The following is a 26,651-nucleotide window of genomic DNA, read 5'->3' as shown; positions in this document are numbered from 1 at the left end:
GCCATCTTCCGAAGCGTTGCAATGAAAATTTCATGACAAATAAAAATGGAAAATACATTCCATTTGATGGGGCGCCTACCTATAATCGGCAGCGTCAGGATGCTGTGTGTGGGGCGCTGGAAGCGCCTTGCGCGCTGCAATAAAGCAACGAAGAGAGAGCCATGGCGGAAGAGAGCACCGAAGACTTGCCGAGCGTCGAAGAATTGATGCAGCGCATCGCGGAAAACTACGAGGCGTTGCCGCGTCAATTGAAGAACGTGGCGACTTATATCGAGCAGCATCGCTCGAGCGTGATGGTGGATCGCACCAGCGATATCGCCGCGAGCTGCGGCGTGCACCCGTCCGCGGTGGTGCGTTTTGCGCAGCGTTTCGGCTTTTCCGGCTTCTCGGATTTACAGGCAGTGTTCCGGCAGGCTTATACGGGCCAGGGCACCTCGTCGCCGAGCTATCAGCAGAGGATTCGCAAGCTGATTGACGAGAAGCCCGGCGCCTTATCCGGTGGCGCAGTGGCGCGTGAATTCATCGCGGCCTCACGCGGCGGTCTTGAAGAACTCGAAGCAGGTCTCGACGACCAGCAGTTCGATGCCGCTGTGAACATGCTGCAGCAGGCGGACAACATCTACGTGGTCGGCGTGCGGCGTTCGTTTCCGGTGGCGAGCTATATCGTCTACGCGCTGCAGCACACCCCGAAGCGCGTGCATCTCGTATCCGGTTTCGGCGGCATGTACCGCGAACAGATTCGCAGCGTGAAGAAGGGCGACGTGGTGATCGCGATCAGCTTTGCGCCCTATGGCAAGGAAACGCAGTATTGCCTGCGTGTTGCGCATCATCACCAGGCGAAGACACTGGTTATTACGGATAGCCAACTTTCCCCGCTGGCGCGTTACGCCACCACCCAACTGTATGTGAAAGAGGGCAGCGCGTTTGCGTTCCGCTCGCTGACCAGCACGATCTGTTTGTGCCAGGCGTTGTTCATCGCGCTCGCGTACAAGCTCGAACTGAACGTTGAAGAATCCAAAGACACTGGAGGATACGATGACTGACGCGGGAAAGACGATCGACGTAGCGGTATTCGGTGCGGGACGGATCGGCAAGATTCATGCGGCGAATCTGGCGCGGCAACCGGGCGTGCGGCTCAAGTATGTGGTCGATGTGAATCGCGAGGTGGCTGCGGCGCTCGCCGCCGAGCATGGTGCGCAGGTTGCGGATATCGACGGCGCGATGGGTGATGCGTCGATCGGCGCGACGGTGATCTGTTCTAGCACGGACACGCACGCGGATCTGATCATGAAGTCGGCCGCGCAGAAGAAGCATGTGTTCTGTGAGAAGCCGGTGGACCTGACTTTGGAGCGGGCGCGTGCCTGCGCCGAGGCGGTCGAGCGTGCGGGCGTGGTTTGCATGATCGGCTTTCAGCGCCGCTTCGACCCGACCTTCTCCGCGTTGAAAGCGCGCATCGATGCGGGCGAAATCGGCACGCCGGAAATGCTGGTGGTGACGAGCCGCGATCCTGGCGCACCGCCGGTCGAGTACATCAAGCACTCGGGCGGCATTTTCAAGGACATGCTGATTCACGACTTCGACATTTTCCGCTGGATTCTCGACGACGAAGCCGACACGCTGCACGCCACCGGCAGTTGCCTTTCCGATCCGGCGATTGCCGAAGCGGGCGATATCGATTCGACCGCCGTGACGATTCGCACGAAGCGCGGCCGCCTTTGCCAGATCAATACCGCGCGGCGTGCGGCCTATGGGTACGACCAGCGTTTCGAGGTGCTCGGCAGCACCGGCATGCTGCAGGCGGGCAATGTGCGGCCCACTGAGGTCACTGCGTATTCGCGAACTGAAGTGTCGAGCGACGTGCCCGAGGCGTTTTTCCTCGAGCGTTATCGCGCGGCGTACGCCTTGGAAATCGCGCATTTCTTCGATGCGGTCGCGCACGGCAAGCCGGTGCGAACCACCGTCGCCGACGGCCTGAAAGCGCTCGAACTCGCCGACGCCGCGACGCGTTCGTGGCGCGAGGGTCGTGCTGTGAAACTCGGCGAGGCATCATGATGAAGGCGGCTAACGGGCGGCTTCGTTTGGGTGTGGTCGGCTTGGGGCGTTTGGGCAAGCGGCACGCGGAAAATCTGGCGTATCGCGTGCCGGGTGCGGCGCTCGTGGCCGCTTGCAGTCCGGTGGAGGAGGAGCGGGCATGGGCGCGCGAGGCGTTGCCCGAACCGCGTCTTTACGACGATTATGCGGACCTGCTCGCCGATCGCGACGTGGACGCGGTGTGGCTCGTCACGCCGTCGTCGTTGCACGCGCAGCAGATTATCGATGCGTTGCGCGCCGGCAAACATGTGTTCTGCGAGAAGCCGTTGTCGCTGGATCTCGCCGAGTGCGAGCGCGTATTGGCTGAAGCTGCGCGCTATCCGCATCTGCAGGCGACCATCGGCTTCATGCGGCGTTTCGATCCGAGCTATAAGGATGCGTTCGGCAAGATCGAGTCTGGTGCGATTGGCCGGCCGTTCCTTGTGCGCTCGCAGACCACCGACAAGAACGACGACGATGGTTTCTTCGTGCGTTTTGCTGCTACTTCCGGGGGGATCTTTCTGGACTGCACCGTGCACGATATCGATGTCGCGCGCTGGCTGCTCGGTAAGCCGCGGGCCAAACGCGTGTTTGCGGCGGGGGCGGTTGCGTTGCATGAGGGGCTGCGTGAATTCGGCGACGTCGATAATGGTGTGGCGATCTGCGAATTCGAGGACGGCAAGCTCGCGATGTTTTATGCGTCGCGCACGCAGGCGCATGGAAATGATACGCATAGCGAAGTGATCGGTACGGCGGGTGCGTTGGCCATTGGGCACAATCCGCGTGCGAATCGCGTTGAGATTTATGATGCTTCGGGCATTCGAAATGAATGTACGCCGAGTTTCTTCGATCGGTTCGAGGATGCGTTTTTGCATGAGGCAAGGGCGTTTGTTGCCGCTGTGCAGGGCGGGGGTGGGGCTGGCACTCGCACTGGCGCGCAAGTGGGGGCCACGCTGGCCGATGCGCTCGAAGCTACGCGGATCGGCATGGCGTTGCGGCAGTCGCTGCAGAGCGGGGAGGCTGTTGTTTTGTAGTAGGGGTGGGGCCTGCGGCGGTGGGTTTTGCGTGGGTTTTTTTGCCTGCGTCGCGGTTTTGGTTGTGTGCGTGCGGTGTTGGCCTTTCCTTGATTTGTTAGTGGTCTATTAGCGTCGCCCCTGTGCGGGGCAGGCACTTACTTTCTTTGCCGCCGCAAAGAAAGTAAGCAAAGAAAGCGGCTCCAACCGCTAATTCTTAAGCGGGTCCCCTGGCTTGGAGGAGGCAGTGGAGCATCTGGAATCTGTGTTCTCGCACATTCGACGTGAGTGACAAGGCAGTCATACTTCCGGCGGCGCTGCGCGCGCCGACGCGTACTTCACCAAACCGATCTCCGCGCTTGCGCTCTCGCATTTTGATCGGCACCGCGGCCGCTCGCGGAACGTCTCTTCTGAATGCCTAGGTGTCTCGCCGAGGCGAAGCCGATGGCCCCCACCACGCCCAACCGAAGCCCCAGGTTTCCCTGGCAGACCCATCCGCGACGCACGCAGTGCGGAGTGGGAGCTGATGAGCCCTTTGTCACTCACGCCGAATGTGCGAGGACGCGGATTCCAGATGCACCACTACCCACTCCAAGCCAGGGGACCCGCTTAAGAATTAGCGGTTGGAGCCGCTTTCTTTGCTTACTTTCTTTGCGGCGGCAAAGAAAGTAAGTGCCTGCCCCGCACAGGGGCGAACGCTAATAAACCAATATCAAATCAAGGAAAGGCCAACGCCGCAGGCGCACAGACACAAAGCGCCGAGCAGGCAAACAAACCAACGAAAGCCCAACGCCGCAGGCAAACAGACAAAAAAACGCCGAGCAGGCAACCAGCCAACAAAGACCCCTGCCGGGCAGGCAAAAACCTATGATTAAGGGAAATCCCCTGCCTTGACAACCCGCCCGGAGGGCAACCATAATCGCCTAACCGTTCGCTAATCGAATCCATGTTCGCATACAGAACAAATCGACAACGAACAAACCAAAGGCGCCAGCCCGCATCTCCACCCAGCGAGCCGCCGCCAGCAACAGGCCCGGAGACCGTCCCGCACAAGCCCGCGCCTGCAAAGGCAAAAAGCCTATCGGTACGCAGCGCCGCAAAAGGAAATTCGACATGATCAACAAGATTTTCGAGTCACTTCAATCGGCGGTCGCCGATGTCAACGACGGCGCGACCGTCATGATCGGCGGCTTCGGCACAGCCGGCATGCCGTCCGAGCTGATCGACGCGCTCATCGAACAAGGCGCGCGCGAACTCACCATCGTCAACAACAACGCCGGTAACGGTGACATCGGCCTCGCGGCGCTGCTCAAAGCCAAACGCGTGCGCAAGGTCATCTGCTCGTTCCCGCGCCAAACCGATTCGTATGTGTTCGACGCGCTCTATCGCGCCGGCGAAATCGAACTCGAACTGGTGCCGCAAGGCAACCTCGCGGAACGTATTCGCGCAGCAGGCGCGGGCATCGGCGGGTTCTTCACGCCCACCGGTTTTGGCACCAAGCTCGCCGAAGGCAAGGAAACCCGTCTGATTGACGGCAAGCATTACGTGCTGGAATCGCCGCTGCATGCAGACTTCGCGCTGATCAAGGCGTTCAAGGGCGACCGCTGGGGCAATCTGGTCTATCGCAAGACCGCGCGCAACTTCGGCCCGATCATGGCGAGCGCGGCGAAAACGGCCATCGCGCAGGTGTCGAAAGTGGTGCCGCTCGGTGAGCTTGATCCGGAAAATATCGTCACGCCTGGCATCTTCGTGCAACGCGTGATCGAAGTGCCGCAAGCTGCGCATCAAGCCGAGCTTGCATCCGCGACCGCCGCCTGAGGAGACCGACATGAAAAAACTGACCCGCGATGAAATGGCCAAGCGCGTTGCCCAGGATATCCCTGAAGGCGCTTTCGTGAACCTCGGCATCGGCGTGCCCACGCTGGTGGCCAACCACCTCGCTGCCGACAAGGAAATCTTCCTGCATAGCGAAAACGGCTTGCTCGGCATGGGCCCGGCACCCGCAAAGGGCGAGGAAGACGACGAACTGATCAACGCCGGCAAGCAGCACGTCACGCTGCTCACGGGCGGTGCCTACTTCCATCACGCGGATTCGTTCGCGATGATGCGCGGCGGCCATCTGGATTTCTGCGTGCTCGGTGCGTTCCAGGTGTCGGCGAACGGCGATCTGGCGAACTGGCACACCGGCGCGCCCGACGCGATTCCGGCAGTCGGCGGCGCCATGGATCTCGCAATCGGCGCGAAGCAGGTCTACGTGATGATGGAGCACCTGACCAAGCAGGGCGAAAGCAAGATCGCGGCGGAATGCACGTACCCGGTCACGGGCGTGAACTGCGTCAACCGCATCTATACGGACCTGGCGATGATCGACGTCACCGACAAGGGCCTCGTGGTGCGCGAGATCTTCTCGGACATCGACTTCGATGCGCTGCACAAACTGACCGGCGTGCCGCTGATCGACGGCACGCAAGCGGCTCGCGCGGCCTAAGTACAGACGGACGTGGCAGGCGTCTGCGCTTGCCTTGCAGCGAAGCCGAAATGCTGGCGAGGCAAGCGAAACGCGCACGCCGCGCTAGCGTCCCGCCGCCATTGTCCGGAGCGCGCATGAGGCACGCTTCCTGCGTGTCACCCGACATCACCGCGCCTACCGTATATACAGCACATGTGGCGTATGCGGCACATACGACACGTCCGGCCCCCTGTCGCGGCGATGTTCGGCGCACGGCGCATCCGGCCCACCGTCGCGGCGATGTTCGGAGCACAATGCGCCGCAACGCCGTGTGCGGTACGCTCTCGATAGATAGCGCGCCGGGATGCGCCTCGCAGCGCGTCCAGACAGTTCCGGCGAAACCTTCACTTCCGATTCCCTCATCGACGCCATCATGCTCGACTCCAGCGCCCGTCTGACCGGCCTTCTTTGCGGCACACAGCCGATGAACGACATCTGGGCGCCGCGCGCCACGCTGCAAGGGATGCTCGATGTCGAAGCAGCGCTCGCGCGCGCTTCGGCCGCCCACAACGTGATTCCGCACAGCGCCGTGGCCGCGATCGAGAGCGCCTGCCAGGCCGATCAACTCGACGCCGACGCACTTGCGCGCGACGCGGCGCTCGGCGGCAACCTCGCGATTCCCCTCGTCAAACAACTCACCGCGCGCGTCAAAGCGGCGGATGCGGAAGCGTCGAAATACGTCCATTGGGGCGCGACGAGCCAGGACATCATCGATACGGCGACGGTGCTGCAATTGCGCGACACCTTCGATCTGCTCGACAGCGGCTTGCAAGCCACGTGCGACGCAGTGGCGAAACTCGCAGCCACCCATCGCGCGACGCCGATGATCGGCCGCACCTGGTTGCAACAGGCGCTGCCCATTACGCTCGGCCTGAAATTCGCGCAATGGCTCGACGCGTTGCTGCGTCATCGCGATCGGCTCGATGCGTTGCGTGCGCGTGTGCTGGTGCTGCAATTCGGCGGCGCGGCCGGCACGTTGGCGAGCCTGCGCGACGCGGCGCCACAAGTCACGCAATCGCTGGCTCAAGAACTCAAGCTCGCAGTGCCCACCTTGCCGTGGCACACGCAGCGCGATCGCATCGCCGAAACAGCGTCGTTATTCGGCATGCTGATCGGCACGCTCGGCAAAATCGCGCGCGATATTTCCTTGCAAATGCAAACCGAAATCGACGAACTGGCCGAGCCCGCCGCGGCAGGCAAGGGCGGTTCCTCGACGATGCCGCACAAGCGCAACCCGGTCGGCTGCGCTGCGGTGCTGACGGCCGCGACGCGCGCGCCGGGGCTGGTGGCCACGGTGTTCGCCGGCATGGTGCAGGAGCACGAGCGCGCGCTCGGCGGCTGGCAAGCCGAGTGGGACGCGTTGCCGGATCTCGCGCGCCTCGCAGGCGGTGCACTCGCCAACATCGAACAGATTGCCGTGGGGCTGAACGTGAATGTGCCGCGTCTCGCCGCTAATCTCGACGTCACGCACGGATTGATTCTCGGCGAAGCAGTGATGCTCGCGCTCGGCGACAGCATCGGCCGGCTCGATGCGCACCATCTGGTTGAGCGCGCTTCGAAAGCGGCAATCGCCGAGCGCAAGACACTCTTCGACGTGCTCTCGGCGGACCCCGCCGTGACCGAACATCTTTCGCTCGAGCGCCTGAAGCAACTGCTCGATCCCGCTCAATACGTCGGCCAGGCGCACGCTTATGTGGACGCCGCGCTGGCACTTCATCACACGCGCGCCAAGCGCGCCACTTCCAAGGAGTAACCGGCATGCCCTACGCCGCAGTCAACGGTACCGAGCTTCATTATCGAATCGACGGTGACCGTCACGGCAATGCGCCGTGGATCGTTTTGTCGAATTCGCTCGGCAGCGATCTGTCGATGTGGACGCCGCAAGTCGCGGCGCTGTCTAAACACTTCCGCGTGCTGCGCTACGACACGCGCGGTCATGGTCACTCGGAAGCGCCGAAAGGCCCGTACACGATCGAACAACTGACCGGCGACGTGCTCGGCCTGATGGACACGCTGAAGATCTCGCGTGCGAATTTCTGCGGCGTGTCGATGGGCGGCCTCACCGGCGTCGCGTTGGCCGCGCGTCACGCGAACCGTCTCGAACGTGTCGTGCTGTCCAATACGGCAGCACGCATCGGTTCGCCGGAAGTGTGGGTGCCGCGCGCCGCACGAGCCCGCACTGAAGGCATGCTCGCGCTGGCCGATGTGGTTCTGCCGCGCTGGTTCACCGCCGACTTTATCGAACGCGAATCGGTGGTGTTTGCCATGATCCGCGACGTGTTCGTGCATACGGACAAGGAAGGCTACGCATCCAATTGCGACGCTATCGACGCAACCGATCTGCGCCCTGAAACCCCCGGCATCAAGGTGCCGGCGCTGGTGATCAGCGGCACGCACGATCTGGCCGCGACGCCGGCACAAGGCCGCGAACTGGCGCAAGCGATTCCGGGCGCGCGTTATGTCGAACTGGACGCCTCGCATATTTCCAACATCGAGAAAGCCGAGGCCTTCACGAAGACCGTGCTCGACTTCCTGACGGAGCAGAAATGAACGACGAAGACCGCTACGAAGCCGGACTCGGTGTGCGCCGCGCGGTGCTGGGCGGCGCGCACGTCGACCGGTCGCTCGCGAATCGCACTGAGTTGACCGAAGAGTTCCAGAATCTGATCACCCGCTATGCATGGGGCGAAATCTGGACGCGCGAAGGCTTGCCGCGTCACACTCGCAGCCTGCTAACCATCGCCATGATGGTCGCGCTCAATCGCAGCGAAGAACTCGCATTGCATTTGCGCGCCGCGAAAAACAACGGCGTGACGCGCGATCAGATCAAGGAAGTGTTGCTGCAAACCGCGATCTATTGCGGCGTGCCGGCGGCCAATTCGGCGTTCCACCTAGCCGATAAACTGTTCCGCGAAGACGACGCCGCAGCGGCAAAGCCGTAACGACGCCCTGAAGCGTACGTCAGACGAAATACGCTTCAGGCAATCCTGCTCTCGTTTATCACTGCAGTTTCAGCCGGCAACTGCAAGCGCACCGCGCGCAACACCGTATCCTTGATGACCTCGCGCCAATGCGCGAGTGCGTCTTTTTCCATCAGCGGCTCACCGAGAAACGCACCCAGGGTGTACTGATTGGCGTTATAGAAATAACCGAGCGACGCGATCATCAGGTACACATCACGCGCTTTGATGTCGGCACGAAAGACGTTTTGCGCCTTGCCTGCGTCCAATAACTTCTGCACAACCGAAATCGCATAGCCCGAAATCTCCTTTAGCTTTGACGATTTCTTCGCGTGCTTGCCTTGGTGCAGATTCTCGCTCGACAGCAGCGTGACGAACTCGGGATGATCGAGGTAGTACTGCCAGACGAATTCGACCATCTGTTCGAGGCCATGCACGGGATCGTCCAGATCGAGATCGAGCTTGCTTTCGGCCTCGTTGAACTGCGTGTAGATCGTCTCCAGCACTTCGACAAACAACTGTTCCTTGCTGCCGAAGTAGTAATAGATCATCCGGTCGTGCGAACGCGCGGCCTTCGAAATACTTTCGACTCGGCCGCTTGCAAAGCCTTGCTTTGCAAAGACCTTGATTGCCGCTTTGAGAATCTTGGCGCGCGTGTCTTGCGCCTGTTTCGCTCGGATGCCGATAGCGCCCGGCTTGCGGGCGGCAGTGGGACTCATGGCGGTCTCGGATCTCTTTGTTAGCGTCGGGTTGAACGGCATGCGCCGTAGCCGCTAAAGCACGCTTAGGTGCGCTTAGGTGCGCTTGAGCACGGCGCGCCTTCATCATACAGCCCATATTACGCGCGACGAAATGCCCGGCGCGATCACGTGCTTCGGCGTAGATTGAACCGTGATTCATGCGGCGATGCCGCGCCGCAGCATTCAGATGTTCGCCGGGAAACTCATTGCGCAGTCTATTTTGATCGAGTAGATTTCAAGCAAGTTTGGTGTAGCGGATACTACACGAACGGTGAGTGACCGCAACATGGAAAAATGCGGATCACGCGAAAGTCCCTTTAAACAGGGGTTATTCGTCAGCCGGGCAGGACCGATTGTAATGTCGTCGTATGGGAACCCCACCATGACAGAACATACGAAGGTCGATTTCGGTGCGGACAGCGTCGACGGCGAAACCGCCTCGACGCCAGGTCCGACCGTGCTCGAGAAAGCGATGCCGCGCAGCGAGCGGATGGCGTCGAACAAGATTGAATGCAATGCGTGCCCGGTGTTGTGCCAGATATCGGAAGGCCGCACTGGCGCATGCGATCGTTATGCGAATGCGGATGGGCGGCTGATTCGCGTGGACCCTGTGGTGTTTCTGTCGCGCGCTGCGGGTTCGCCCGAAGCGATCACAGGCAGCGCGGAGGCTACGGTCGAATTTGGTGCATCGTCCGAAGTACACGATCCTGTTGCGGAACAGGCACTCTTCGTCACCGGCATTGGCGCATCGTCCACGTATCCTGACTACAAGCCCGCGCCTTTCATCGTTTCCTCGAAGCTCGATGACGTCGACATGATCACCGTCGTCACCGAGGGCATTTTCAGCTATTGCAGTTTCAAGGTGAAGATCGATACCGACCGCTTTCTCGGGCCGGAGCAATCGAACGTGCGTTGCCACGGCGAGATCGTCGGCCATGTGACGACGGCGGAGTACGGCTCGCAGATGCTGAGCCTCGGCGGTGTCCATCATTTGACCGGCGGCAGCAAGAAGGAAGGCCGCGTGACGTGCGACATGATGCTCGCGCTTGGCAACAAGGAAGCGGTGGAGTTGGCCATCGACGGCGGTGCAAGTCTGGTGATTCGAGCGGGCGCGGCGCCGATTGTCGACGGCGTCGAAGAGCAGCGTATGCGGGTGGGCTGTGGGTCGGCCACCATCGGCATTTTTGCGAAGCAATGGTTCGGCCACGCGGACGAGGTAGTGGTGGTCGACGATCACATCACCGGCGTGCTCACTGAACATCAGGCGGGCCGCTGCCTCGGCATGACGCGCTCAGGTCTGAAGATTCGCGGACGCAAATCGACCCCGGGCCGCTATTTCCAGGTCGCGAATCCCGGCACCGGTTGGGGCGGCACCGACATTCAGGACCCGCTGGCGATTGTCGAAGGCTTCGATCCCGCCGTGGCGAAACCAGGCATGCGCTTGCTGATGGTGTCGACCACCGGCGAACACGCGCAGTGGTACGAACTCGATCAGGACCTCGTGCCGCGTATCGCAACCATGCCGAATGCCGTGCGCCGCACGGTCGAACGGATCGGCGAGAACTGCGAGCCTTCGCTCGCGACGGTGTTGTTTCTCGGCGGCGCGGGCGGCAGTTTGCGAGCGGGAGCAACGGAGAATCCGGTGCTGCTCACACGCGCTATCAAACAGAAACTGGTCAACGTAACATGTGGCGGGGCGCCCGCCTATGTGTGGCCGGGTGGCGGCATCACCGTAATGGTGGATGTTTCGCGTATGCCCGATCGATCATTTGGCACTGTGCCGACGCCCGCGATCGTCGCGCCGATTGAATTCACCATGACGTATGACGCATATCGCGATCTCGGCGGCCATCTCGACGCGGTGCGTTCGCTGGCAAGCGTACTGGCGAACGGGCCGGAGCATACGGAAGGGGCGCCGCTCGCGCGCAGAACTTTGGCGCGTAATCCGGACAACCCGTGGCCGCCCGCCATGCCGCCGATGCTCGGCTAACGGCGACAACGTGACCGATGCGACGAGAGCGACGAACACAATGAACGCAACCCGCTCCCAGCTCGACGCGGCCCGCTGGCATTGGCAGCATGGGCCGATCGATCTGATCCTTAGCGCGGACGGCGAACCCTCGGCGGTGCAGGCTGCTTACGCGGTTTGCTGGGCGCGCTTTGTTGACGTGTTGCCTGAGTTGGTCGGCGAGTTGAAACTGCTTCGGCAGCCTGTGCCGAGCAATGCGGCTCATAGCGATTGTGCGTTGAAAGGTCCAGTAGCCTGCCGCATGTGGAGTGCATGTCATCCTCACCGCTCGCGTTACATCACGCCGATGGCGGCCGTTGCAGGCAGCGTCGCTGACGAATTGATCACGGCATTCGCGCGTGAAGGCATATCGCGCGCCTTTATCAACAACGGCGGCGACATCGCACTCTATTTGACCGAAGGTCAGCAGTACCGCGTGGGCGTGTTCGCTGATGTGGCGGTGTTCTCCGGCACGAGGCTGTCAGGGGATCAAGCTTTGGACGCAAACCTGACGCTTGACGCTACCATGCCGATTCGCGGCGTCGCGACAAGCGGCTGGCGTGGGCGCAGCTTTAGCCTCGGCATCGCCGACAGCGTGACCGTGCTCGCCCGCAACGCCGCCGCCGCCGATGCCGCCGCGACGATGATCGCTAACGCCGTCAATCTGGACCATGCGGGCATCGTGCGCAGGCCGGCTTCCTCGTTGAAGGACGATAGCGATCTTGGTGACATGCTCGTGACCGTCGACGTGCCGGCCTTGCCGCAACCATTGATCGATTTCGCGCTGGCGCGTGGTTTCGAAGCCGCGCAGCGTCTACAAAAACAAGGTTTGATCGAAGGCGCCGCGCTGTTCCTGCAAGGGCGGGTGCGTGTGGCGGGTACTCATCGCCAAGGCGCGTTGTTCAGGAATCGCGCTGAAATAACAACGGAGGCTCCGTGTTCGAAATACGCCGCGTGCTGACGCACGTCGAAGACATTTTCCACGAATTCGGCCCCGCACTCGCGCAGCCGCTGCGGCGCGGTGCGATTGCCGCGGTGATGACGAATCCGTTCGCCGGCCGGTACGAAGCCAGAATCGAACACGCCATGGAAGCGCTCAAGCCGATCGGCTTCGACATGGCGCAACGGCTACTGGCGGCGATGGCCGTGCCGCATGCGTCGATCGAAAGCTACGGCAAAGGCGCAATCGTCGGCTCGCGTGGCGAACTCGAGCATGGCGCGCTGTGGCATGTGCCCGGTGGCTATGCGATGCGCGAATTGCTGGAGAAAAACGGCGTGCCGACCAATGCGATCGTGCCGTCGACCAAGAAAGTCGGCGCGCCTTCCACTGCGCTCGATGTGCCGCTGACGCATGTCAACGCGAGCTACGTGCGCAGCCATTTCGATGCGATCGAAGTGCGTGTGCCGGGTGCCCCAGCCGCGGACGAACTGGTGTATATCCTCGTGATGAGCACGGGCCAGCGTGTGCATGCGCGCGTCGGCGGGCTTGCTAAAGAGGCGATTGTGGGCAAGGACGGCTTGCGCTGAACGGCGCTTGATCCACGCAATGCGCTTATGTATTGAATTGAAGCACTGAATTGATGCAATGCGCTGAAGCAATAAGCCGAGGCCATCAGGCAGAACTCGCATCGAAACCCGGAGAGTGAAATGGCAATCAAGCTTCGCAAGCTGATCGTGCAGGTCGATGAAACACGCATTGAAATGGGGCAGGCCGTCGAGCCGCCGACACGCCGTGCAGTCGCGATTGCGGTGATCGACAATCCGTATGCGGGTCGCTACGAGCCCAAGCTGGACGCGCTGATCGAAGCCGGCGAGGAACTGGGCGCATTGCTCGGCAACAAATGCGTGGAAGCGCTAGGCATCAAACCGGGCGAAGCGCAAAGCTATGGCAAGGCGGCAATCGTCGGCGAAGCGGGCGAACTCGAACATGCGGCCGCGATCCTGCACCCCAAGCTCGGCGCCCCGCTGCGAGTTGCGGTTGAAAAGGGCGCGGCGCTGGTGCCGTCGGCGAAAAAAATGGGCACGCTCGGCACCGCGATCGACGTGCCGCTAGGCCACAAGGACGCCGCCTTCGTGCGCAGTCATTTCGACGCGATCGAGGCGCGGGTGTCGGACGCGCCTCGCGCGAATGAAATCGTCGTGGCGGTCGCGGTGACGGCTTCAGGCCGGCCGCTGCCGCGCGTCGGCGGCTTGCAAGTGAGTGAGATCAAGGGCGAAGACGGTTTGCGCTGAGTTATTTTAAGGGTCGCGATGCTTTCGAATTTGCTGGTACAGCTGGTCAACGGACTTGCCGACGCGTCGACGCTGTTTCTCGTCGCCGCTGGTTTGTCGTTGATCTTCGGCGTGACGCGCATCGTCAACTTCGCGCATGGCTCGTTCTATATGTTCGGCATCTATGTCGCGTACAGCATCGCGAGCCGTTTCGGCCATACGGCGGGTGGGTTCTGGCTATCGGTACTGGCTGCCGCGCTGGTGGTTGCGGTGCTCGGCGCGCTGGTCGAAATGATCGTGTTACGGCGCATCTACCACGCGCCCGAGTTGTTTCACCTGCTGGCGACATTCGCGCTGGTGCTGATCTTTCGCGACGCCGCGCTGTGGCTGTGGGGCCCGGAAGACCTGTTCGGACCGCGTGCGCCGCATCTGGCGGGCGCGGTCGATTTTCTCGGTCATCCGCTGCCGACCTACGATATTGCGCTGATCGTGATCGGGCCGGTGGTGTTGCTGCTGCTCTGGTATGCGTTGACGCGTACCCGCTGGGGCACGCTGGTGCGCGCCGCGACGCAGGATCGCGAGATGCTCGGCGCGCTCGGTATCAATCAGGCGTGGCTGTTCACCGGCGTGTTTTTCGTCGGCGCGTTTCTCGCTGGTTTGGGCGGTGCGCTGCAAGGTCCGCGGATGTCGGCGAATCTGTCGCTGGATCTGGAGACCATCGGCAATGCGTTCGTCGTCGTGGTGGTCGGCGGCATGGGGTCGATTCCTGGCGCGTTCGTCGCGGCACTGCTGATCGCCGAGATCAAGGCGCTCTGTATCGGCATCGGGCATGTATCGGTGTTCGGTATCGATCTGTCGTTGAGCCGCTTTACGCTCGTTGCGGAATTTGTCGTGATGGCGGTGGTGCTGGTGGTGCGGCCTTGGGGCTTGCTAGGGAAGGCGAGCGCCGCGGTGCGTGGCATGGCTGCGCCTGAAGCGCCATTGAGGCCCGCGGGCAAACGCCTGAAGTGGTTGGCGGCAATCGCTTTGTTGGTGCTGATACTCGCGCCGCTTGCGGCCAATGCGTTTCCCTACATGCCTGTGCTGCTGGTTGAAATCCTGATCGCCGTGTTGTTCGCAACGAGTCTGCATTTCATCATGGGCCCCGGCGGCATGCATTCGTTCGGCCACGCCGCGTACTTCGGCCTGGGCGCCTACGGCGCCGCGTTGTTTCTCAAGGTCCTCAATTTGCCGATGGAAGCCGCGTTGCTGCTCGGGCCTTTGCTCGCAGTGGCAGGCGCGCTCGTGTTCGGCTGGTTTTGCGTGCGCCTCTCAGGCGTCTATCTCGCGATGCTGACGCTCGCGTTCGCGCAGATCGTCTGGTCGGTCGTGTTCCAGTGGGACGACGTGACGGGCGGCAGTAACGGCATTCTCGGCTTGTGGCCGTCGAACTGGTTGTCGTCGCCGGTGGCTTTTTACTATCTGACGCTCGTCTGCGCTGTGATCGGTGTGTGGCTGCTGCGCAAGATGCTGTTCTCGCCGCTTGGCTATGCAATGCGGGCGTCGCGCGATTCGGTGCTGCGCGCCGAGGCGATCGGCATCGACGTGAAACGCGTGCAGTGGGCGGCGTTCGTCGTCGCGTCGCTGTTTTGCGGGCTCGCCGGATCGCTTTATGCCTTCTCCAAGGGGACGATTTCACCCGAGGTGATCAGCGTGAGCCGCTCGGTGGATGGCCTCGTGATGGTGCTGCTGGGCGGCTTGCAGACGTTGACTGGCCCGATCGTCGGCGCCGCTGTATTCACGTGGCTGCAGGACACCGTCGCGAGGCAAACCGACTATTGGCAGGCGCTGCTGGGCTTCACGATCCTGCTGCTGGTGATCGCGTTTCCGCAGGGTATCGTCGGTTTCATTCGTGAGCGTTTTGGCGACGATACGGTGGATAAGGCGGAAGAGCGTGCCTCATCGCCATCACGGAGTACGGCGATCAAGGAGGGGCTATGAGCTTGCTGCGCGTGTCCGGCCTCTCCAAGTCGTTCGGCGGTCTGAAAGCGGTCGACGATGTTTCCTTCGATCTTGAAGCCGGTCAACTGCTCGCCCTGCTGGGTCCGAATGGCGCGGGCAAGTCGACCTGCTTCAACATGGTCAACGGGCAACTGCAGCCGTCGTCCGGCTCGATTCGTCTCGACGATCATGAACTGGTCGGCATGCGGCCACGCGATATCTGGCGGCTGGGCGTCGGCCGCACGTTTCAGATTGCCGCGACCTTCAATTCGATGACCGTACTCGAGAACGTGCAGATGGCCCTGGTGTCGCGTGAACGCAAGACATTCGGTCTGTGGAAACCTGCGGGCTCGCGCTATGCCGATGAAGCCATGACGCTGCTCGAACAAGTCGGCATGGGCGCAGACGCGAACCGCGCCTGCGGCGTGCTCGCCTACGGTGACGTCAAACGCGTAGAACTCGCTATCGCGCTGGCAAACCGGCCGAAGTTGCTGCTGATGGACGAGCCCACTGCCGGCATGGCGCCAAAGGAGCGCAACGCGCTGATGGCGCTGACCAAGCGTCTCGTCACCGAGCACAAGATCGGTGTGCTCTTTACCGAGCACAGCATGGACGTTGTATTCGCGTACGCCGATCGCATGATCGTGCTCGCACGTGGCAAGCTGATCGCCGAGGGCGACGCCGAAACGATCCGCAACGACGCACGCGTGCAGGAAGTCTATTTCGGCACCGGCAAGACCTTCCAGCCACGCGCTCCGCTGCACGAAGCGGCCGGCGGCCATCAAGGACAAGGGGCGCTGCAATGAGCGAACCGATGCTGAAAGTCTCCGGCCTCAATGCGTTCTATGGCCGCGCGCATATTCTGTTCGACGTGGGCCTCGAAGTCGGCCGCGGCGAAGTGGTCGCGCTGATGGGCCGCAACGGCGCCGGCAAATCGACGACGATGAAAGCAGTGATGGGGTTGCTGCCGCGCCGTCAGGGCGAAGTGCGTTTTCGCGGACAAAACATCACGGCGTTGCAGCCGTATCGGATCGCACGCATGGGCATGGGTTTCGTCCCCGAAGACCGCCGCGTGTTCTCCGATCTGACGGTGATGGAAAACCTCGACACCGGCCGTCAACCGCCGCGCGAAGGCGCGCCGCAATGGACGCCGGAAAAGCTGTTCCGCCTGTTCCCCAATCTCGGCGAAATGCCGAAACGCCCAGGCGGCCAGATGAGCGGCGGCGAGCAGCAAATGCTCACCGTCTCACGCACGCTGATGGGCAATCCGTATCTGGTGCTGCTCGACGAACCGTCCGAGGGCGTCGCGCCCGTGATCGTCGAGCAGATGGCGAACATGATTCTCGAACTCAAGCGCGAAGGGCTCTCGATTCTGTTGTCCGAACAGAACCTGCATTTCGCCGAGCTGGTCAGCGACCGCGCGTACGTCCTCGAGAAAGGACAGATCCGCTTTAGCGGCACGATCGGCGAACTCGCAAAGAACGAAACAGTGAGGCGCGCTTATCTGAGTGTGTGATTCCGTCGGCGCACGAGGCGTGCAGGGTACGCACACACGCGGCGCCGGGCAGTCGTTGCGAACCGTTGCAAACCGTTGCAAACCGTTGCAAACCGTTGCAAAAGGAGAGGCAGATGGCAGCAGAGACGTTGACAGGCTTGTCGGGCAAGGTCGCCGTAACGAACATCGGTCTGCTGTTATCCGGCGACATCGACCAGCCGATTCTCGACGCTGACACGCTGGTGATCGACGACGGCGTGATCTTCGCGATCGGCAAGGAGGCGGATTGCGACCTCGAAGGTGCGCGGACTACCGTCGACTGCAAGGGCACCACGGTCGCCCCGGGCCTGATCGATTCGCACGTGCATCCGGTGTTCGGCGACTGGACGCCGCGGCAGAATCAGATGGGCTGGATCGAATCGAATCTGAACGGCGGCGTGACGACGATGATCTCCGCCGGCGAAGTGCATTTGCCTGGTCGTCCGAAAGACGTGATCGGCGTAAAGGCGCTTGCTATTACAGCTCAACGCTCGTTCGAAGGGATGCGTGGCGCGGGTGTCGGTGGCGGCGTGAAAGTCATGGCGGGTGCGCCGGTGATCGAGAAGGGCATGGTCGAGGAAGACTTCAAGGAGCTCTCGGAAGCGGGCGTGAAGCTGCTCGGCGAAGTGGGTCTCGGCAGCGTGAAAGGCGGCGAGGAAGCGGGGCAGATGGTCGCGTGGGCACGCAAGTACGGCATTCAAAGCACGATTCACACGGGCGGCCCGTCGATTCCCGGCTCGGGTCTGATCGATAGAGACGTGGTGCTCGCCGCCGACGCTGACGTGATCGGCCACATCAACGGCGGCCATACGTCGCTTTCCTATCGGCACGTATGCGATCTGTGCGAGCAATCGAGCCGCGCGCTGGAGATCGTTCACAACGGCAATGAGCGGATCGCCTTGCTCACCGCACGTCATGCGATCGAATTGAAGTGTCCGCATCGGATCATTCTCGGCACCGATAGCCCGGCGGGTTCCGGCGTGCAACCGCTCGGCATTTTACGGATGATCGCGCTGATCTCCAGCCTCGCCGACATCCCCGCTGAGATCGCCTTCTGCTTCGCGACCGGCAACACCGCGCGGCAACGCAATTTGCGCCAGGGTCTGATCGAAGTAGGCCGTCCTGCCGACTTCGTCTTCATGGACCGTGCGCAGCACACGGCCGCCGATACCCTGCTGGAAAGCGTGCAGCTCGGCGATATTCCCGGCGTCGGCATGGTGATGATCGACGGTTTGATCCGCTGCCGGCGCAGCCGCAATACACCACCGGCGACCGAAGTGCCGGTGGTGCTGTGAACGCGCGCCGCACGGCGTGGCCGGCATTGTCATGAACCGCCCGGCGCCACTTGCGCTGCACGTCAACGGCGCGACGCATCTTGTCAGCGCCGCTGCCGACACGCCACTGCTCTATCTGCTGCGTAACGACCTCGCGTTGAACGGTCCAAAATTCGGCTGCGGCCTCGGCGAATGCGGTGCGTGTACGGTATTGCTCGACGGCATGCCGACGCGTTCATGCGTGACGACCGCGAAGGTTGCATTGGGGCGTGAGATCACCACGCTCGAAGGACTGGGCACGCGTGCCGCGCTGCATCCGGTGCAGCAGGCCTTTATCGAAGAACAGGCCGCGCAGTGCGGCTATTGCCTGAACGGCATGATCATGACCGCCAAAGCGTTGCTCGATCGCGATCCGCATCCGAGTGTCGAGACGATTCGGCGGGAATTATCGCGCAACCTCTGCCGGTGCGGCACGCATGTCGAGATCGTGCGCGCGGTGCAGCGCGCGGCTGAATTGCTCGCCGCGCAATCGGTGTTGGATCAGGGAGCGCGCGCATGACCGGGCCGGATCTCAGCGTCGATCGCCGGGCCGCGCCGCCGTCGCGGCAGCAACTCTACGACGCGCAGAATGTGCTGATCGTCACGCGGCCGCCGCAAGCGCCGGTGCGAGCCGCGGTTGGGCAGCCAGGGTCGCGGTCCTCGTTCATGCCGACGGAAGCGGACATGTTTCTCGTGGTGCGCGACGACGGCACGGTGGTCGCGTTCAACGGACACGTCGATCTCGGTACCGGCATCGGCACGGCGCTCGCGCAGATCGTCGCGGAAGAACTCGACGTGCCGTTGACGCGTGTATCGATCGTGCTTGGACACACGAACGAAGCGCCGAATCAGGGTCCCACGATTGCGAGCGCCACGATTCAGATTTCGGCCGTGCCGTTGCGGCACGCGGCGGCGCAGGCGCGGCAGTTTCTGCTGGCGGAAGCGGCGGTGCGTTTGAACTTAAGTGCAGAGCAACTCGACGTGCGCGACGGTGTGGTCGTTCAGCGTGACGACGATACTGCAAAAGGCTTGATTTACGGCGAATTGATTACCGGACGGCGCATCGAATTAACGCTCGCCACCGATGCGCCTCTGAAATCGCCCGACACGTACAAGATCGTCGGCAAGAGCTCGCCGCGTGTCGATATCCCCGCGAAGGCCACGGGCGAATTGAGTTTCGTGCACGACGTGCGCGTGCCGGGCATGCTGCACGGCCGCGTCGTACGGCCGCCTTATGCGGGTGTCGCGCAGGGCGAGTTCATTGGCAATAGCCTGCTGCATGTTGATGAAAATTCTATCGGTGACTTGCCCGGCATCGTCAAGGTCGTGGTGATCCGCGATTTCGTTGGCATCGTTGCTGAGCGCGAAGAGATCGCGCAGCAGGCGGTGAAGCGGTTGAACGTGCAGTGGAAAGCAGTTGAGGGTTTGCCGCCGCTCGAAACCAGCGAGGAAGTGGAAGCTGCGCTCAGAGCAAATCCGGCTAAACGACGCGATCTGGTGATCGAGGGCGATATCGACGCAGCCCTCGCGCAAGACCCTGCTCGAACGCTGGAACGCACCTACGTATGGCCGTTTCAGATGCATGCGTCGATTGGACCCTCGTGCGCGGTGGCTGACTACCGGGATGCGAAGCTGAAAGTCTGGTCGGGCACGCAGAATCCCCATTCGTTGCGTGCCGATCTCGCCTTGTTGATGGCGCTGGATGAAGCGCACATCGAAATCGTGCGCATGGACGCGGCGGGTTGCTATGGCCGCAATTGCGCGGACGATGTCGCCGCCGACGCCGCGCTGCTATCGCGCGCAAGCGGCAGTCCGGTGCGCGTGCAACTATCGCGCGAAGACGAGCATGCATGGGAGCCCAAAGGCGCTGCGCAATTGATGGACGTGCGCGGCGCTTTAAGCGCAGAAGGCGAGCTCGCGGCATACGATTTCGCGACGCGCTATCCATCGAACGACGCCCCTACTTTAGCGCTGCTGCTCAGCGGAACGATCTCCGCACAGCCGCAAGTATTCGAAATGGGCGACCGCACGTCCGTGCCGCCGTACGACTATCGGACCATGCGCATTGTCTGCGACGACACGCCGCCGATCGTGCGCGCATCCTGGCTAAGAGGCGTGTCCGCCTTGCCGAACACATTCGCGCATGAGTCTTTCATCGACGAACTTGCAACGGAAGCGGGCGTCGATCCCGTTGAGTTTCGGCTGAAACATCTCACTGATCCGCGTGCGATCGATCTCGTCAAAGCAGTGGCTGAGAAAGCCGGCTGGCAACCTCGTACCAGCGCTTTGAAAGATGCTCAGGAAGATGGTGACATAGCGCGCGGTAGAGGCTTCGCTTACGCCCGATACGTGCACAGCAAATTCCCCGGCTTCGGGGCCGCATGGTCCGCGTGGGTCGCCGACGTCGAAGTCAATCGCAAGAGCGGCGAGCTTGCCGTGACGCGCGTGGTGGTCGGACAGGACACCGGCACCATGGTGAATCCTGACGGCGTACGTCATCAGATACACGGCAATGTGATCCAGGCCACCAGCCGCGCGCTGAAAGAACGCGTGACGTTCGGCGAGAACGCGGTGACGAGTCAGGAGTGGGGCGCGTATCCGATCCTGACGTTCCGTGAAGTGCCGGTGATCGACGTGGTGATGATGCCGCGCCACGGCGAGCCGCCGATGGGCACAGGCGAATCGGCGTCGCTGCCCGGTGCCGCCGCGATCGCCAACGCGCTGTATGATGCGACCGGTGTACGTTTTCGCAGGCCGCCGTTCACGCCCGAGACGATTCGCGCCGCGCTCGCCGATGCGCAAGCGGAAGAGGCGGCTGCGCGCAAAAAGAAGCGCTGGCGGTTCGGTTTTCTCGGCGCAATCGCCGCGGGCGCGGCCGGTTGGCTGGGCGCACTGGCTATGTCGCCGCAAGCGATTGCGCCGATTACGCCACCGCTAGCGAGCGCGTTCGCGCCGGAATTGGTGGCGCGCGGCAAACTGCTTGCGTCGCTGGGCAATTGCGCGGTTTGCCATACCGCGCACAACGGCGTGCCGAACGCGGGCGGCAAACCGCTCGATACGCCGTTCGGCACCGTCTACAGCACCAACATCACGCCCGATGGACTGACGGGCATCGGCACATGGTCGCTCGACGCATTCATGCGGGCGATGCGGCAAGGTATCAGCCGCGACGGGCATCGTCTGTATCCCGTGTTCCCCTACACGTCGTTCAAAAACACGTCCGACGACGATCTGAAGGCGCTCTACGCGTACCTGATGACGCAAACGCCAGTGCGCTCCCGTCCGCCGGAAACGAAGCTCGCGTATCCGTTCAGCGTGCGTCCGTTGATGGCTGCATGGAACGGGCTCTTCCTTGGCCGCAATACGTTTACCGCCAGCGCGACGCAAAGTGCGCAATGGAATCGCGGGGCGTATCTCGTGAACGGCCTCGGCCATTGCAGTGCGTGCCATACCCCGCGCAATGCATTCGGCGCCGAGAAAGCCGGCACCGCATTCATGGGCGGCGGCATGGCGGAAGGGTGGGAGGCGCCCGCGCTGTCGACGCTTTCAAACGCACCCGTGCCCTGGAGCGAAGACGAACTGTTCAGCTATATGCGCTACGGTCACGCGCCGCTGCATGGCGTCGCGGCCGGGCCGATGGCACCGGTCGTCAGCGATCTGGCTGCGCTGCCCGACAGCGATATTCGCGCGATGGCCACGTATCTGGCGTCTTTGAATCCCCTGGAGGCCAACGCAGATCCTGTGGCGATGGCGCGTCAATACGAGCAGGCCAGCACGATAGCGGGTACGACGACAGGGCTCGGTGCACGTCTCTTCGACGGCGCGTGTGCAGCCTGTCATCACACTGGCAGCGGGCCGGAATTGTTTGGTGCGCATCCTTCGCTGGCGCTTAACACGAATCTGCACAGCACGACGCCTGATAATCTGATTCGTGTGATTCTCGATGGTATCGGCTCGCCTGCGCGCCCCGAACTCGGTACGATGCCGGCTTACCGCGACAGTTTCAACGATGCCCAGGTCGCCGAACTTGTGTCATACCTGCGTCAGCAATTCGCCGGCGGCAAGCCGGCATGGCAGGACGTCACGGCGAGCGTCGCCAGAATCCGCGCGACACCGCGGGCGGAGTGAAATTGCCAGACGTATTGCTGCACGGTTTGCAGCTTCACTCGCAGCTTCACTTGCAGCACCGATTGCAGCACAACGCGCAACAGGGCTTGCAACACAACTCGCAACACCACTTGCAGCACAACTCGTGACACGGCTCGCAACACGGCTCGCCGAACGAATCGCGAGACGCTTGAACGCTTGATAAGAACGACCGCATTCCCGCAATCCTTTTGATAACGGAGAAACGCATGACCACGCGCGCAGGATGGATCTCTCGCCTCACGGTTTCAACGGTTCTATCGCTCGCGGCCTTCGGCGCGAGCGCCCAGCAGACCATCAAGATCGGCGAAATCAACAGCTACAAGGCGCAGCCTGCCTTTCTCGGTCCTTACAAGAACGGCTGGAATCTCGCGCTCGAACAGGTGAACGCGGCGGGCGGCGTACTCGGCAAACAGCTCGAAGTGGTGTCGCGCGACGACAACGGCAATCCGGGCGACACGATCCGCGTCGCGCAGGAGTTGATTGCGCGTGAGCAGGTGCAATTGCTGTTCGGCGGTTTCCTGTCGAACACGGGTCTCGCGCTGACCGACTTCGCGAAGCAGAAGAAGATTTTCTTCCTGGCGGCCGAGCCGTTGACTGACAAGATTGTTTGGGCCGACGGCAATAAATACACGTACCGGTTGCGTCCTTCGACGTATATGCAGGTGGCGATGCTGGTGCCCGAGGCGGTGAAGCTGAAAAAGAAACGCTGGGCGCTGGTGTATCCGAACTACGAGTACGGGCAATCGGCGGTGGCGACGTTCAAGAAGCTGATGACGGCGGCGCAGCCTGATGTGGAGTTTGTCGCCGAGCAGGCGACGCCGCTGGGTAATGTCGATGCAGGCGCGGTGTCGCAGGCGATTGCCGATGCGAAGCCGGATGCGATTTTCAACGTGCTGTTTGGCGCCGATCTTGGCAAGTTTGTGCGCGAGGGCAATACGCGTGGGTTGTTTAAGGATCGCAGTGTGGTGTCGTTGCTGACGGGTGAGCCAGACTATCTCGACCCGTTGGGTGCGGAGGCGCCGACTGGCTGGATCGTGACGGGTTACCCGTGGTATTCGATCGATACGGCGGCGAACAAGAAGTTTGTGGATGCGTATCAGGCGAAGTACCACGATTATCCGAGGCTGGGGTCGGTGGTGGGGTATTCGGCGTTGATGTCGATCGCGGCGGGGATCAAGAAGGCCGGTTCTACTGATTCGGATAAGCTGGCTGCGGCGTTCAAGGGACTTGGGGTAGATACGCCCTTCGGGCCGATTACTTATCGGGCGCAGGACAATCAGTCGACGATGGGGGCTTTTGTCGGTGTCACCGGTCTCAAGGACGGCAAGGGTGTGATGACTTCCTATCGGTATATTGACGGCGCTAGTGTGGAGCCGTCGGATGCGGATGTTAAGAAGTTGAGGCCTGCTGACTAAGGTTGTTTTTGCTTGCGCGGCGCTTGTTCGCCTGTATGCCTGCGGTGTTGGCCTTTCCTTGAATTGATATTGGTTTATTAGCGTCGCCCCTGTGCGGGGCGGGCACCTACTTCTCTTTGCCGCCGCAAAGACAAGTAGGCAAGAGAAAGCGGCTAAAAACCCCTGCTAAGCGGGTTCCTCGCACAGTCGCGGTAGTGGTGCATCTGGAATCTGTGTTCTCGCACATTCAGCGTGAGTGACAAGGCAGTCATACTTCCGGCGGCGCTGCGCGCGCCGACACGGTACTTCATCAAACCGTACGCTGTTGCCGATGTTCGGTAGTACTTCGTCAAACCGCGCGCCGCTGCCGACACGCCGCGACTATTCGGCAACTCACCCGCTATCGGTGCGCTCGCTGCTGCTTCATTAGACCAATAACTGCTTCAGGCGTTAGGGGGTGCTAGCGACAGCTAGCTGCTTGATGCGCCCAGCGGCACACCCCAAGCCATCCGGTATTTGCAGCGCATCGCCGAGGCGAAGCCGATGGCCCCCACCATGACTAAACGAAGCCATTGGTTTGCATGGTGAACCCTTCCGGCGAGCACATAGTGCGAGGCGGGAAGCATGATTGCCTTGTCACTAGCGCGGAGTGTGCGAGAACACGGATTCTAGATGCACCACTACCGCAACTGCGCGAGGGACCCGCTTAGCAGGGGGTTCGAGCCGCTTTCTTTGCTTATCTTTCTTTGCGGCGGCAAAGAAAGTAAGTGCCTGCCCCGCACAGGGGCGACACTAATAGACCAATAGCAAATCAAGGAAAGGCCAACGCCATAAAAGCACAGACAAAAAGCGCCGCGCAGGCAAAAAAAACATTACTCCTCCGCATCATGCTCAATCACAAACCGCCTCAAATAAGCCAGCACAGCGGCTTCCACAGCCCGATGATCAGCGGTACTCTTCGACCCCGAATTTTCCTCATCGCCAAACAACGTGGACGGCGCATTATGCACATCCACTTCCTGGCCTTCGCGAAACACGCGAATCTCGTGAACGTCTTCAGCGTACTCGGCAATCCAATGCACGCCTTCGATATGCGCGCCCGCGCGAACGGTAGGTATCTTCATGGCCGTCTCCCGTCGGGCCGGACCACGGCGCCAACCCTTGCCATTACCATACGCCGTCCAGACGGCAGGCGCGAGCACTACAAGGCAATTTCCTGAAGCTCCGCTGCGTCGCAACAATACGGCGCGCGCACCCCACGCGCGCCGCATCTCGCCTGCAGTCTTACTGCACCGTCGCCAACACGTCGCCCACCGTCTTGAAGATGTGCGCGATCTGCTCTTCGTCGATGATGAGCGGCGGCGAGAACGCGAGGATATCGCCGGTGAAGCGCACCAGCACGCCCGCCTCGAAGCACTTCACGAAGGCTTCGTAAGCACGCGCGCCCGGCGCGCCGTCGCGCGACTCGAGTTCGACGCCCGCGATCATGCCGAGGTTGCGAACGTCCTTCACATGCTTCGCACCGCGCAACGAGTGAGCAGCGGCTTCGAACTTCGGCGCCATTGTCGCCGCGCGCTCGAACAGGCCTTCGCGGCGATACAGGTCGAGCGTCGCAACTGCGGCAGCGGCCGCAGCCGGGTGGGCCGAATACGTGTAGCCATGGAACAGCTCGATCGCGCCCTGTGCGCCGCTGTTGACGATCGTGTCGTGGATCGTGCGGCTCGCGGCCACCGCGCCCATCGGGATCGCGGCGTTGTTGATCGCCTTGGCCATCGTGATCAGGTCCGGCGTCACGCCGAAGTATTCGCTCGCCGTCGCCTTGCCGACACGGCCGAAACCGGTAATCACTTCGTCGAAAATCAGCAGGATGCCGTGCTTCGTGCAGATTTCGCGCAGCTTCTGCAGATAGCCTTGCGGCGGAATCAGCACGCCCGTCGAGCCGGCCACGGGTTCGACGATCACGGCGGCGATGGTCGACGCGTCGTGCAGCGTGACGATGCGCTCGAGTTCGTCGGCGAGATGGGCGCCCCAGGCGGGTTGGCCTTTCGAAAACGCGTTGTGTTCAAGGTTATGCGTGTGCGGCAGGTGGTCGACCGCCGGCAGTAGCGCGCCGGAGAACGTCTTGCGGTTCGGCGCGATGCCGCCGACCGAAATGCCGCCGAAGCCCACGCCGTGATAGCCGCGCTCGCGGCCGATCAGACGTGTGCGCTGGCCTTCGCCACGCGAACGGTGGTACGCCAGCGCGATTTTCAGGGCGGTGTCGACCGATTCCGAGCCGGAGTTCGTGAAGAAGATCCGGTCGAGGCCGTCCGGCATCAGTTCGGCGACTTTCGTGGCCGCTTCGAATGCCAGCGGGTGGCCCATCTGGAAGGTGGGCGCGAAATCGAGCGTCGACAGTTGCTGGGTGATCGCAGCGACAATTTCGTCGCGGCCGTGGCCGGCGTTCACGCACCAGAGGCCGGCGCAGCCGTCGAGCACTTCACGCCCGTCCGTGGTGCGGTAGTACATACCCTTGGCCGATTCCAGCAGGCGCGGCGCGGCCTTGAACTGGCGGTTGGCGGTAAAGGGCATCCAGAAAGACGACAGGTCGTCGATGACGGGGCGCGAAGTCATGGTTTTTCCTCGAAGTGGTCCCCCAAGGGGACTTCCTTCGGGGCGTAGCCAAAACTGTAGCGTTCGCGGTTTAATGGCGGCATAAACAGTTGACGCAGTGTGGCGCTAACTGTGTTGGTGGAATTGCGATAACTGTGTCGACTCCTCACTCCCGATC

23 protein-coding genes are annotated in these 26,651 nt (G+C 62.0%); 19 read left to right on the top strand and 4 right to left on the bottom strand.

Features of this window, described 5'->3' with window-relative positions; translation table 11 throughout:
- Positions 1-161 precede the first annotated feature (161 nt).
- The 5 genes from GNZ13_RS47755 to GNZ13_RS47735 all read left to right on the top strand — a co-directional run bounded on the left by GNZ13_RS47755 (position 162) and on the right by GNZ13_RS47735 (position 5,571).
- Positions 162-1,043 carry a MurR/RpiR family transcriptional regulator gene (locus tag GNZ13_RS47755; RefSeq protein WP_172178105.1) on the top strand — a complete coding sequence of 294 codons (882 nt, stop codon included), beginning with the start codon at positions 162-164 and terminating at the stop codon, positions 1,041-1,043.
- Entirely contained in the window at positions 1,036-2,052 is a 1,017-nt protein-coding gene (gene iolG, locus GNZ13_RS47750; RefSeq protein WP_172178103.1) for an inositol 2-dehydrogenase, read from the top strand. The genes GNZ13_RS47755 and iolG overlap by 8 nt, the downstream gene beginning before the upstream one ends.
- Positions 2,052-3,104, top strand: a complete 1,053-nt coding sequence (locus GNZ13_RS47745) for a Gfo/Idh/MocA family oxidoreductase (protein ID WP_172178139.1) — start codon at positions 2,052-2,054, stop codon at positions 3,102-3,104. Before iolG ends, GNZ13_RS47745 begins: the two co-directional genes overlap by 1 nt.
- Positions 3,105-4,196: 1,092 nt before the next feature.
- Positions 4,197-4,901, top strand: coding sequence for a 3-oxoacid CoA-transferase subunit A (locus GNZ13_RS47740; RefSeq protein ID WP_172177513.1), 705 nt, complete (start codon positions 4,197-4,199; stop codon positions 4,899-4,901).
- A gap of 10 nt (positions 4,902-4,911) precedes the next feature.
- Positions 4,912-5,571, top strand: a complete 660-nt coding sequence (locus tag GNZ13_RS47735; protein ID WP_172177511.1) for a 3-oxoacid CoA-transferase subunit B — start codon at positions 4,912-4,914, stop codon at positions 5,569-5,571.
- Between the two features lie 156 nt (positions 5,572-5,727).
- Here the strand turns inward: GNZ13_RS47735 and GNZ13_RS47730 are convergent, their stop codons facing one another.
- Complete coding sequence (locus GNZ13_RS47730) at positions 5,728-5,967, bottom strand: hypothetical protein (protein ID WP_172177509.1); 240 nt, start codon at positions 5,965-5,967, stop codon at positions 5,728-5,730.
- Between GNZ13_RS47730 and GNZ13_RS47725 the strand changes: the two genes are divergently transcribed.
- Genes GNZ13_RS47725 through pcaC form a run of 3 tightly spaced genes read left to right on the top strand, consistent with a single transcriptional unit; the run spans position 5,966 to position 8,534 of the window.
- Positions 5,966-7,345 carry a 3-carboxy-cis,cis-muconate cycloisomerase gene (locus tag GNZ13_RS47725; protein WP_172177507.1) on the top strand — a complete coding sequence of 460 codons (1,380 nt, stop codon included), beginning with the start codon at positions 5,966-5,968 and terminating at the stop codon, positions 7,343-7,345. The two genes, GNZ13_RS47730 and GNZ13_RS47725, sit on opposite strands and share 2 nt — an antisense overlap.
- 5 nt (positions 7,346-7,350) lie before the next feature.
- Positions 7,351-8,142 (top strand): 3-oxoadipate enol-lactonase, encoded by a 792-nt coding sequence (gene pcaD, locus GNZ13_RS47720; protein ID WP_172177505.1) that lies wholly within the window; start codon positions 7,351-7,353, stop codon positions 8,140-8,142.
- Positions 8,139-8,534, top strand: a complete 396-nt coding sequence (pcaC, locus tag GNZ13_RS47715) for a 4-carboxymuconolactone decarboxylase (protein WP_172177503.1) — start codon at positions 8,139-8,141, stop codon at positions 8,532-8,534. The genes pcaD and pcaC overlap by 4 nt, the downstream gene beginning before the upstream one ends.
- Before the next feature lie 35 nt (positions 8,535-8,569).
- Here pcaC and GNZ13_RS47710 read toward each other — a convergent pair whose 3' ends face one another.
- A complete protein-coding gene (locus GNZ13_RS47710) occupies positions 8,570-9,271 on the bottom strand; it encodes a TetR family transcriptional regulator (RefSeq protein WP_172177501.1) in 702 nt (233 codons plus the stop codon).
- Between the two features lie 403 nt (positions 9,272-9,674).
- Between GNZ13_RS47710 and GNZ13_RS47705 the strand changes: the two genes are divergently transcribed.
- The 11 genes from GNZ13_RS47705 to GNZ13_RS47655 all read left to right on the top strand — a co-directional run bounded on the left by GNZ13_RS47705 (position 9,675) and on the right by GNZ13_RS47655 (position 23,902).
- Positions 9,675-11,282 (top strand): 6-hydroxynicotinate reductase, encoded by a 1,608-nt coding sequence (locus GNZ13_RS47705; protein ID WP_172177499.1) that lies wholly within the window; start codon positions 9,675-9,677, stop codon positions 11,280-11,282.
- A gap of 40 nt (positions 11,283-11,322) precedes the next feature.
- The gene (locus tag GNZ13_RS47700; protein WP_172177497.1) at positions 11,323-12,261 is read left to right on the top strand and encodes a UPF0280 family protein; all 939 of its coding nucleotides are present in this window, start codon (positions 11,323-11,325) and stop codon (positions 12,259-12,261) included.
- Positions 12,237-12,827, top strand: a complete 591-nt coding sequence (locus tag GNZ13_RS47695) for an amino acid synthesis family protein (protein WP_172177495.1) — start codon at positions 12,237-12,239, stop codon at positions 12,825-12,827. Before GNZ13_RS47700 ends, GNZ13_RS47695 begins: the two co-directional genes overlap by 25 nt.
- A gap of 120 nt (positions 12,828-12,947) precedes the next feature.
- The gene (locus GNZ13_RS47690; protein WP_172177493.1) at positions 12,948-13,532 is read left to right on the top strand and encodes an amino acid synthesis family protein; all 585 of its coding nucleotides are present in this window, start codon (positions 12,948-12,950) and stop codon (positions 13,530-13,532) included.
- Between the two features lie 18 nt (positions 13,533-13,550).
- Positions 13,551-15,491: an ABC transporter permease gene (locus GNZ13_RS47685; protein WP_172177491.1), complete on the top strand. Its 1,941-nt coding sequence runs from the start codon at positions 13,551-13,553 to the stop codon at positions 15,489-15,491.
- Positions 15,488-16,297, top strand: a complete 810-nt coding sequence (locus GNZ13_RS47680) for an ABC transporter ATP-binding protein (protein ID WP_172177489.1) — start codon at positions 15,488-15,490, stop codon at positions 16,295-16,297. Before GNZ13_RS47685 ends, GNZ13_RS47680 begins: the two co-directional genes overlap by 4 nt.
- Positions 16,294-17,007: an ABC transporter ATP-binding protein gene (locus tag GNZ13_RS47675; RefSeq protein ID WP_172177487.1), complete on the top strand. Its 714-nt coding sequence runs from the start codon at positions 16,294-16,296 to the stop codon at positions 17,005-17,007. Before GNZ13_RS47680 ends, GNZ13_RS47675 begins: the two co-directional genes overlap by 4 nt.
- Positions 17,008-17,120: 113 nt before the next feature.
- Entirely contained in the window at positions 17,121-18,320 is a 1,200-nt protein-coding gene (locus tag GNZ13_RS47670) for an amidohydrolase family protein (protein WP_172177485.1), read from the top strand.
- Between the two features lie 31 nt (positions 18,321-18,351).
- Positions 18,352-18,858 (top strand): (2Fe-2S)-binding protein, encoded by a 507-nt coding sequence (locus tag GNZ13_RS47665; protein ID WP_172177483.1) that lies wholly within the window; start codon positions 18,352-18,354, stop codon positions 18,856-18,858.
- Complete coding sequence (locus GNZ13_RS47660; RefSeq protein ID WP_172177481.1) at positions 18,855-22,466, top strand: molybdopterin cofactor-binding domain-containing protein; 3,612 nt, start codon at positions 18,855-18,857, stop codon at positions 22,464-22,466. Before GNZ13_RS47665 ends, GNZ13_RS47660 begins: the two co-directional genes overlap by 4 nt.
- A 227-nt stretch (positions 22,467-22,693) precedes the next feature.
- Positions 22,694-23,902 (top strand): ABC transporter substrate-binding protein, encoded by a 1,209-nt coding sequence (locus GNZ13_RS47655; protein WP_172177479.1) that lies wholly within the window; start codon positions 22,694-22,696, stop codon positions 23,900-23,902.
- Positions 23,903-24,753: 851 nt separating this feature from the next.
- On the opposite strand, the gene GNZ13_RS47650 is transcribed toward GNZ13_RS47655, so the two are convergent.
- Both GNZ13_RS47650 and GNZ13_RS47645 read right to left on the bottom strand, forming a co-directional pair.
- Positions 24,754-25,005, bottom strand: a complete 252-nt coding sequence (locus GNZ13_RS47650) for a hypothetical protein (RefSeq protein WP_115776711.1) — start codon at positions 25,003-25,005, stop codon at positions 24,754-24,756.
- Between the two features lie 160 nt (positions 25,006-25,165).
- Positions 25,166-26,494, bottom strand: a complete 1,329-nt coding sequence (locus GNZ13_RS47645) for an aspartate aminotransferase family protein (protein ID WP_172177477.1) — start codon at positions 26,492-26,494, stop codon at positions 25,166-25,168.
- Positions 26,495-26,651: the final 157 nt, after the last annotated feature.

The sequence above is a fragment of the Paraburkholderia elongata genome (assembly GCF_013177735.1).
Lineage (GTDB): Bacteria > Pseudomonadota > Gammaproteobacteria > Burkholderiales > Burkholderiaceae > Paraburkholderia > Paraburkholderia elongata.
The sequence above is the reverse complement of the archived record's forward strand: the minus strand, read 5'-3'. Positions and strand labels throughout refer to the sequence as shown.